The sequence below is a fragment of the Rugamonas violacea genome, assembly GCF_016461825.1.
GTDB lineage: Bacteria > Pseudomonadota > Gammaproteobacteria > Burkholderiales > Burkholderiaceae_D > Rugamonas.
The window spans coordinates 1-8,822 of sequence record NZ_JAEMNU010000080.1 but is presented as its reverse complement, the minus strand read 5'-3'; the positions used below and the strand labels follow the sequence as shown (position 1 = coordinate 8,822).

Here is an 8,822-nt window from a genome sequence, read left to right as displayed (position 1 = left end):
CCCTCGGGGTCCGACCCCAGGGGCGCCGTGGGGTTTCGCCGCCGCGGCGTTCCGCCAGACCCAAGCTCCGCCGCTCCCGCCGCCCTACACCAGGCCGATGTCGCGCGCCTTGACGCCGGCGAAGACCTGCTCGATTTGCGCGCTGTTGAGCCCGTACATGCGGGCGAACAGGCCGCCGAAGACGGCGCGGTACTCGTTCAACACCGGCAGGTCGCGGTTCTGGAACAGTGTCGCCGCCTCGACCTTCTTTTGCTCCCCCGCCAGGCGGCCTCCCTTGACGGCGCCGCCCAGCACCCAGTAGGCGCTGCCGTGGCCGTGGTCGGTGCCACGGTTGCCGTTCTCGCGGAAGGTGCGGCCGAATTCGCTGACCACCACCACCGCCGTATCGCGCCAGTCGCCGCCCATCTCCTGGGCGAAGGCGGCCAGGCCGCGGCCCAGTTCGCCCAGCCGGTCGGCCAGGTAGCCGTTGGCGCCACCCTGCCCCACATGGGTGTCCCAACCGCCGACGTCGACGAAGCCGATGCGGTACTTTTCCTTCATCAAGCGGGCAATGCGCCGCGCCTCCAGCTCGAAACCCTTGGCGGCGATGGCGTTGCGGCTGGCCGCCTCCATCTCGCCGGCCATCTCGCGCATCACCTCGGCGCGCACGCTGAAGCCCTCGCGCACCTGGCCGGCCAGCGCCGTCTCCTGGTACATGGCGGTGATGACGCTGCTCTGGCGCTGGTCCACTGCCGGCTTGGCCAGGTTGCGCAGCGTCATGTTGGGCACCTGCAAACCGCCCTGCATAATCAACGGCAACTGGTCGGTGAACGACAGCGCCGGCCCGCCCAGCGTGGCGGCCAGGCGGTTGAGGAAGCCGGAGCGGTAGTCGCGGCTGGCGCCCAGCGCCTGGCCCAACTCGATCGTGTCCTGCGTCTCGAAGTGGCTGCGCGAGGTATCGTCGGTGCCGGCGAAGGGGATGAAGGCGGCCTGGCCCTGCTGGAACAGCGGATAGATGCTGTCCCGCAAGGCCGGATGCAGGCCCCAGTCGGCGTCCAGCGGCAGCGCCGCGTTCGGGTTGGCCGCCGGGTTGGCGGCGCCGGCGGCGGCGGGCGCGGCGATGCCGATGTTGGGCCGGACCTCGTAGTAGTACTTGCTGGAAACTGGCACCAGCAGGTTCAGCGCGTCGTAACCGCCGCGCAAAAAGACCACCAGCAGGCGGCTGTTGCCGGCGGCGGGGGCGGCCCACAGCCGGCCGGCCAGGCCGGCCAGCGGCAGCGCGGCCGTGGCCTTGAGTAGGGTGCGACGTTTCATGCTGGCCTCCGTGGGCGGAACTTCATTAGCGGTACATCATCTCGGGCGCCGACAACAGGTAGGCGTTCCATTCCTGCGGCGAGGCGGCCTGCTCCAGCGCGCGCAAGGTGGCCGGCGCCAGGGTCGCCTGCAGCGACTGGAAGTACAGCGCGTTCGACAACTGCGGGAAGGCGGCCTTTTCAAGCGCCTGCGGACCGTCGACCTTGAACAGGCCGGCGCTGCCGCCGCCGATCGCCTTGGCGATCTCGAAGCGGGTGGTCATCTGGCCGGGGCTGGCCCAGGCCGCCTGCGTCAGCGGGTAGCCGTCCGGCGTCTGGCGGCCGTACAGCGGCTCGCCCATGCGGTTGAGCCAGTTCAGCAGCGGGCCGGCGTTGAGGATGGGCTTGTCGTCGTAGGCCAGGCGCACCGCCGAGACGGCGTAGTGCTGCGGGTCCTTGAACTTGCGGCCCAGCGAGGCGGCGAACTCGGCCGATGCCAGCATCGTTTGCACGGTGGCGGCGATATCGCCGTCGCTGCGCAGGAAGGTCTGCGCCATGCGCTCGACCAGCGCCGCCGGCGCCTCGTCGGCGACGAAGTATTGCGCCAGCTTGCGGCTGATGAAGCGCGCCGTGGCCGGCTGGCTGCTGAGCCGGGCGATGGCCTCGTCGACCTCGGCCAGGCCACGCCGGTGCAAGGCTTGGCCGAGCAACTGCTTGGCGCCATAGTCGTGGCGGTTCGGGTTGAATTCGAACAGGCCACGGCGCAGGTAGTCGCCCTGCAACTCGCGCTTGACCTTGGGCGCGTCCGGCCCCAGGTTGACGCCGACGCCGGTCAACACCCGCGCCAGTTCCTGCACGTCGCGCTGGCTATACCCGCCGTCGACGCCCAGGGTGTGCAGTTCCATCAGCTCGCGGGCGTAGTTCTCGTTGAGGCGGCCGACGGCGTTTTGCTCGTTGTCCAGATAGCGCAACATGGCCGGGTGGTGGACGGTGGCGGCCAGCAGGTCGCGGAACTTGCCCAGCGCGTGCGGGCGGATCGCCTGCTCCTCGTAATCGCCGACCATGGCGCGCAGATTGTGCTTGCCCTGGTGGACGCTGAAATGGTTCATCCAGAACCAGCTCATCTGTTCCTGCAACTGGTTCGGCGAGTAGACGGCGCGCAGCAGCGAGCGGGTGGCGGCCTCGCGCGCCAGACGGTTCATCTCCTGTTGATAGGCTTGCCGCGCGGCCTTCTTGGCTTCGTCGTCGACCAGCGCGTCGGCCTCCTTGCGTTGCCGCTCCAGCTCGAACACCAGCTCGGCCAGCGGACGCTGGCTGATGGTCAGCGCCGCCACTTGGGCCTGTATGGCGGCCGGCAGTTGCTCGGCGCCGGGATGCAGCTGGCCTTGCAGATAGCTGCCCAGGCCGGCGGCGGCGGCCCGCTTGGCGGTGCTGTCGTTGACACCCCAGGTGACGCGGTTGAGCACGGCGACGGTCTGCGCCGGCGCGAAGGCAAGTTGCGCCGGCGCAGTGGAGGCGGACGGCGGACTCTGCACGGCGCAGCCGGCCAGCACACCGGCGATGGCGACGGCGGCGGCACGGCGCAGGACTGCGAGGTTTTCCATAGGTGGCCAGCGGGAAAAATGGAACGTCCGTTGCGGCCTTGGCTACATTGGCTGCGGCTGCGGCTGCGGCCGCGGCTGCGTAGCATTGCGGCTAGGGACGGAACATGCCGCAATCCAACCATCTTAACGCTTCAGCTCGCTCCACACGTTTCTCCGTCTGCGAGTCTTTGCAATAATTTGTAAGCGCCAGGTCGCCGCGCCGGAAAGAAACCCGATCCGCCGGCAGTGCGTGTGGGCAGAGTAATACTGAACTTTTGCTGATGCTGCGATGTCGAACTGACGAGTAAGCGCGTTATCGGTGACGCGCGCATGTATGCATGTATGCATGTACAACAGGAGAACGACGATGGGAACAGCAACAGAGGTGTTCCGCTGGGATTCAATCGAACCGCACGCGACAGTTGGCGTATTCATTCATCCGTATCGAAAGAATGAATTTGCGGCATTTTGTATCAACGTCACGCTGCATTCAAACGAGCCGAGCGGGGCCTTCCCGTCCATCGCCGCTCAGCTCACCGAGGGTCCCACGAACGAATTTTTCGACAATCTCGCGCGCACGCTTTGGGTGGAGAACCAGACCATCGGCCCCCAACCATATATCAGCGTTGGACTTATCGAGTTTGTACAAGCGACCTGATGGAGGAAACCATGGCGGACGTTAAAACATTTATATGGCACGACGAAAAGGGACGCATCGTCGCCGTGGGCCATGTTCCAAGCAGCTGCAAGCAAAGTATTGAGCCGAGGACCAAAGGCGGTCAGAAAGTTCTCCAGGCATCCATAGACGAAAGACATCTTCCCACGCTTCACCTGACGCATTGCGTCGACGTGACGGAGGGAATCCTGTATGCCCGGGACACAGCAGGATAATTGCCATTCGGGATCTCATGGATCGCCCAGGCCCAAGCGCCGCACTGCCGATCAGCGAAGTCGGCAGTGCGGCAGGCGTCAGCCGCCGGCACGGTCGCCGGCATGGCGACGCTCAACTTACCCGGATTACTTCGGCACCGAGTAATTGACCGGCACGAACTGGTAGCCCTTGCCGTTGGCACGCACATGGCCCAGGCCGGGGAAGGACAGATGCGCGGCGCCGACCAGATAACCCTGCTTGGCGGCGGCGGCGAAAGCCTCCTTGCGCTCGGCGATGGCGTGCTTGTTGTCGTTGTCGAAGGTGACGGCGATCTCGGGCTGGTCGAACTGCACCGCCTGCACGTGCAGCAGATCACCCAGCAACACCAGCTTCTGGCCCTTGCTCTCGACCACGTAGGTGGTGTGGCCCGGCGTGTGGCCGTTGCTGGCGTAAGCCTTGACGCCGGGCGCCAGATCGGTGTTGCCGCTGAAGGTCTGGAACTTGCCCGCCTTGACATAAGGCGCCAGTGAGCTCATCGCACCTTGGAAGAAGCCCTTGACCTCGGCCGGCGCCTTGTCCATCTCGGCCTGGCTCAGCCAGAAATCGGCGTCGCGCTGATCGGCCCGCACGATGGCGTTGGGGAAGGCGGCCAGCCCGCCGGCCGCCAGGCCGCCAACGTGGTCGGGGTGCAAATGGGTGATGTAGACCTCGTCGACCTGCTCCGGCTGGTAGCCGGCTGCCTTCAGATTGGCCGCCAGCTTGCCCAAGGTGGGGCCGAACAGGCTCGCCGCGCCGGTGTCGATCAGCACCAGCTTGCCGCCGGTGTTGACCAGGAAGCCGTTGACCGAGGTTTCCAGCGGGCTCTTCAGGAAGGACTTGGCCAGCGCCTTGTCGACCTTGGCCGGGCTGGTTTTAAGGATGGTGTTGACGGGCAGCTCGACGGTGCCGTCGCTCAGCGCGGTCACCTCGAAGTCGCCCAGCATGGTGCGGTAGAAACCCGGCGCCTGAAATTTGGCCAGCGGCGCGGCGGCGAAGGCCGGCGCGGCGAACACGGCGGCGACGGCGCCCAACAGGACGGCAACGCGGGCCGACTTGGAATGCTTCTCAATCATGTTTTCCCTTTTTATAAGAATTTCCCGAGTCGCTAAGATACCGCAATTTTGAATTGTTGGTCGAGCCCGCCATAAGAGGGGCTTGCGCCCGGCGCCGCGCCGCGCCGCGCCGCGCGCCGCCGTCGGGCCGCCGCCGCAACGCCGCGCCCGGCGCGCCCGCCGTCGGGTGGCGTTGCCGGCACGCCGCGTCGGCCCCTTGCGCCGCCTAAAAACTCATCGGCACGCGCACCGACAACTGGACGTCGGGCGTGTCGCGGGTCAGGCCGGCGCCGACGGCGACATTCACCGTGCGCTTGTCGTTGAGGCGGTAGGAGAAGCCCAGCAGCAAGGTGCCCAGCTGGATGCGCACCGAGGCGGGCACGGCGACGCCGTTCTGCCGGGTGCGGGCGATCGAGCTGTGGTCGTAGCCGAGGCTGAAAGCGGCCTTGTCGTTGAGCGCCATGCCCATGCCGAAGTTGAAGCCGAGCACGCCGCCGGGCGCCAGCGTGCCGAGCGGCTCGAACTGGCCGCCCTGGATGCGGCGCATCACGTTGTGGCGGCGGAAGTTGTGCAGATAGCTGACGCTGCCGAAGAAGATCGCCGGGTCCGACGGGTACAGCCAAGTCAGGCTCGGTTGCAAGGCGTAGAAGCCGGAGCCGGTCGGCAGGTCCAGCGGCAAACCGGTGCCGGTGGCGTCCGGCCCGGTGCAGCGCTGGTTGCAGTCGGTCACCACGCTGAACGGGTCGCGCCCGGTGCGGCTCTTGAGGCGCAGCGCGCCGACGTAGTACGCGCGGTCGGCGCCGCCCTCGTTGAGCTGGTAGCGCAGCGCCAGCTCGGCGTCGCCGGCGGCCTTGCCGTTGGTATTGAAGACGCGCTCGTTGGCCGCGCCGGTGAAGTATTCGCGGCTGACGGTGGCGTCGGAGCGGTAGACGTAGGGCAGCTTGGCCTCGATCTCCATGCGCCGGCTCAGGCCGTAGCGGCCGGTCAAGGTCAGCGTGGTGGTGTTGCGCTTGACCTCGCGCACGTCGACCAGGCCGATCAGCAATGCCGGAATGATGGTGTAGCCGACCAGCGCGACGCGGTTGCTCGACGAGTAGCCGAATTGCAGCGACGGCTCAAGCACATAGTGGCCCTTGGCGGTCAACACGCCGGGCTGCTCGAACAGCGGCGCCACCTCGGGCGGCCGGCTGTCCTTGGGCGGCGCGTTGCCGACCGGCGCCTGCTCGGCACGCGCCTGGCCCTGTGCCGGCGCCGCCCCCTGCCTGGAGCCCTCCGCCGGCGCCGCGCCCGCTGCCGCTCCTTGCCCCGCTCCCTGTGCCGCGCCCTGTGCCGCCACCTGTGCCGGCGCGCCCGCCGTGTCACCCGGCCCGGTGCCGCGCTGCGCCGCCAGCGCCTCGGCCGACGCCGCGCCGCCGAGCAACAGCAAGCTGCGCTGCTGCTCATCGACCTGGCGCCGCAACTGTTGCAGCAGCTGTTTCTGCTCGTCCAGCTGGCGCCGCATGAGTTCGAGCTTCTCCCGCAGGGCGGCGCCCGGCTCGCCCTGCGTCACCCCGGCCGCCGTGGCCGCCTGCTGGCCGGCAGACTGTCCGCTGCACAACAACAGCGCCACGGCAGCCACGCCCGCACGTCCTCTCGCACTAGTTTGCATCGTTTCCCCTCGTTCTATGGATGGTCCCGCATGAATGAATGAAGGCCGCCGCGCCCGGCCCACCCTCACTTCGGCCCGACCACGTTACTCAGGGCGTCGCGCAGGCCGCCCTCGAACTGCAGGGCCTTGAGCAGGGACAGGCTGTTGACGGTGGCACTGATGGTGGTCTGGCTGCGGATCAACTGGTCGTTAACGCTGTTCTGGATCACAAGCGCGCCGGCCGCCCGCTCCGCTCCGGCGGGCTGGAAGACGTTGCCGGGACCGTTCTGCACCAACGTCAGCGCCGCCAACGCTTCGCCGGCCCGCACCGCCTCGGCGCCGCCCAGTTTTGTCACGTCGGCAATGCTGAAGTTACTGCTTGCGACGACATTGCCATTGATCGAAACCAATCTTTCGACACCTAGCGAGACCAGCAGGCCGTTGCCCAGATCGAAGCCGCCACGGGCCTGTTCAAGGGCGCTGTCGGGCAGCGGCAGCCAGCCGTCGAGCGGGTCGGCGGCCGACGCCGACGCCGCCAGACCGTTGGCGAGAAGACACAACAGGGGCAGCGGACGCCAGCGCATGGCCCCCCCCCTCAGAAGTTACCGCCGCCGTTTTTCGGCAGCGTGACGGTGCTCAGGCCGTCGCGCGCCACACCCAGCGCCAGCGGCGCCACCGGCGCCACGCGCCAGTCGGCCGCGTCGTTGAAGCGCGGCGCGCCGGCCCAGCCGTGGATGACGAACAACAGGCGGTTCTGCCAGATCGCCTCGAAGGCCGCGCGCGGCATGGCGCGCGCGCCGCCGGCCGGATCGCCCAGCAGCACGCGGCCGTCGCGCAGGCCCTTGACGACGACGAAGTGGCGATAGCCGTGGTCGGACACCAGCACGATGGCGGGAAAGCCGGCCTGCACCAACTTGTCGAGCGGCTGCTCGAAACCGTCGGCGCGCCAGCCGTGCGCCGCCAGGTAGCGCTTCATGTCGAGCAGCGAGAAGCCCTCGCGGCGGATCTTGTCCTGGTCGCCGCCGGCGTACATCTCGGCGAACACGCCCTGCTCGCCGACCGGCTGGCCGTAGTGGAAGCTGAGCAAGGTGGCCAGCGCGGCCGAGCCGCAGCTGAAGTCGAACTGCTGGTGCACGGTGGCGGCGAAACGGCTCGCCTTCAAATTGCGCACCGGCACCGCGTAACTGCCGCCGCCGGCGCCGGCAATATCCAGCGCCGTGGCCGGCACGGCGACGGCCAGCGCCGCCAGCAGGATGGCCAGGCTGCGCGCGCTCATTGCAGCTGCACGTTGATGATGGTGGCGTTCTGGATCAGAACGTTGGCACCGGAATTCTGGATGGCGATCGGCAGCCCGGAAGCGCTGCTGAACGAGCCATTGCTGATGATGTTGGCGCCGGTGGCCACGTTGACGGCCGTGTTGCCGCTGACCGCGCCGTTGAGTTTCATATCGTTCCACACGGCGTCGGCGCCGCCGCGCATATTCCCCAGCCGCTCGGCCGCCACCGCCGCCAGCGCGAAGGGATCGTCGCCGCGCGCCGCCGGCAGCGGCCACGGCTTGCCGGCGGCGTCTGTCGCGCCGCCATGCGCGCCAACACCGACGCCAACACCGACGCCAGCACCGACGCCATCCCGCACGCCCTCCCGCGCGCCGCCATCCTGCGACGGCGGCGACGGCGGCGACGGTGCCGGCATGTCCGCGCCGGCCCAGGCCCGCCCCAGCGGAGCCACCGCCGCCAGCGCCACGGACAAGGCCAGCGCACGACCGGCCCAATGTTTGGTTTTGAAGCTGAGCATATCGCCCTCCTGCAACGTGAAACGGCAGCCGGCAGCGGCCGGCCGACAACACCTGCCGGCCGCGCCGGACCAGGGCGGCACGCACCGTTGCCGGCGCGCGCCGCCATCCCCGGCTATTTGCCGACCGCCAAATTCGCCTGCACGTTCACGCTTTGCTGCACCAGGGCCGAGATGCCGCTGTTCTGGTTGGCCACCATGATGCCGGCGGCCGACTGGCCGACGCTGCTCATGCTGTTGGACATGTTGAAGGTGCCCGCGTCGACGCTGATGTTGCCGGCCGCCCCGCCCATGCCGCCGGTGCCGGCGCCGCCGGTGCCGGCACCGGCCGTGTTGGTGCCGGCCGAACCACCGGCGCCACCGGTGTTGCCGCCACCGCCGCCACCGCCGGCGCCGCCGTCACCGGCCGTGGCGCTGCCGTTGGTCGGCGCGCCGTTGCTGGCCGTGCCGCCGGTCGCCGCGCCGCCGGCCGCGCCGGCACCGCCGCTGTTCGACGCCGCGCCGCTCGAGCCGCCATTGCCACCGGCCGCGCCGGCCGCACCCGCGCCGGCCGTGCTGCTGCCGGCACCGCCGGCCGCACCCGCGCCG

General features: G+C 68.8%; 8 protein-coding genes and 1 pseudogene. 1 reads left to right on the top strand and 8 read right to left on the bottom strand.

Annotated elements, in window-relative coordinates; all coding sequences use genetic code 11:
* Positions 1-84: 84 nt before the first annotated feature.
* Positions 85-1,293: a DUF1501 domain-containing protein gene (locus H7U20_RS15780; RefSeq protein ID WP_199760110.1), complete on the bottom strand. Its 1,209-nt coding sequence runs from the start codon at positions 1,291-1,293 to the stop codon at positions 85-87.
* 25 nt (positions 1,294-1,318) lie between these two features.
* On the bottom strand, positions 1,319-2,875 hold the full coding sequence (locus H7U20_RS15775) for a DUF1800 domain-containing protein (protein WP_199760109.1): 1,557 nt from the start codon (positions 2,873-2,875) through the stop codon (positions 1,319-1,321).
* 346 nt (positions 2,876-3,221) lie between these two features.
* On the opposite strand from H7U20_RS15775, the gene H7U20_RS15770 reads away from it, so the two are divergent.
* A complete protein-coding gene (locus H7U20_RS15770) occupies positions 3,222-3,512 on the top strand; it encodes a hypothetical protein (protein ID WP_199760108.1) in 291 nt (96 codons plus the stop codon).
* Positions 3,513-3,871: 359 nt separating this feature from the next.
* On the opposite strand, the gene H7U20_RS15765 is transcribed toward H7U20_RS15770, so the two are convergent.
* The 6 genes and pseudogenes from H7U20_RS15765 to H7U20_RS15740 all read right to left on the bottom strand — a co-directional run.
* A complete protein-coding gene (locus H7U20_RS15765) occupies positions 3,872-4,837 on the bottom strand; it encodes an MBL fold metallo-hydrolase (protein ID WP_199760107.1) in 966 nt (321 codons plus the stop codon).
* 205 nt (positions 4,838-5,042) lie between these two features.
* Positions 5,043-6,464, bottom strand: a complete 1,422-nt coding sequence (locus H7U20_RS15760) for an acetate kinase (RefSeq protein WP_233410795.1) — start codon at positions 6,462-6,464, stop codon at positions 5,043-5,045.
* 65 nt (positions 6,465-6,529) lie between these two features.
* Entirely contained in the window at positions 6,530-7,027 is a 498-nt protein-coding gene (locus H7U20_RS15755) for a hypothetical protein (protein WP_199760106.1), read from the bottom strand.
* Positions 7,028-7,038: 11 nt separating this feature from the next.
* Positions 7,039-7,719: a C39 family peptidase gene (locus H7U20_RS15750; RefSeq protein WP_199760105.1), complete on the bottom strand. Its 681-nt coding sequence runs from the start codon at positions 7,717-7,719 to the stop codon at positions 7,039-7,041.
* A complete protein-coding gene (locus tag H7U20_RS30320) occupies positions 7,716-8,237 on the bottom strand; it encodes a hypothetical protein (protein WP_233410794.1) in 522 nt (173 codons plus the stop codon). The genes H7U20_RS15750 and H7U20_RS30320 overlap by 4 nt, the downstream gene beginning before the upstream one ends.
* 113 nt (positions 8,238-8,350) lie before the next feature.
* Positions 8,351-8,822: pseudogene (locus tag H7U20_RS15740) on the bottom strand (hypothetical protein); the annotation flags it as partial.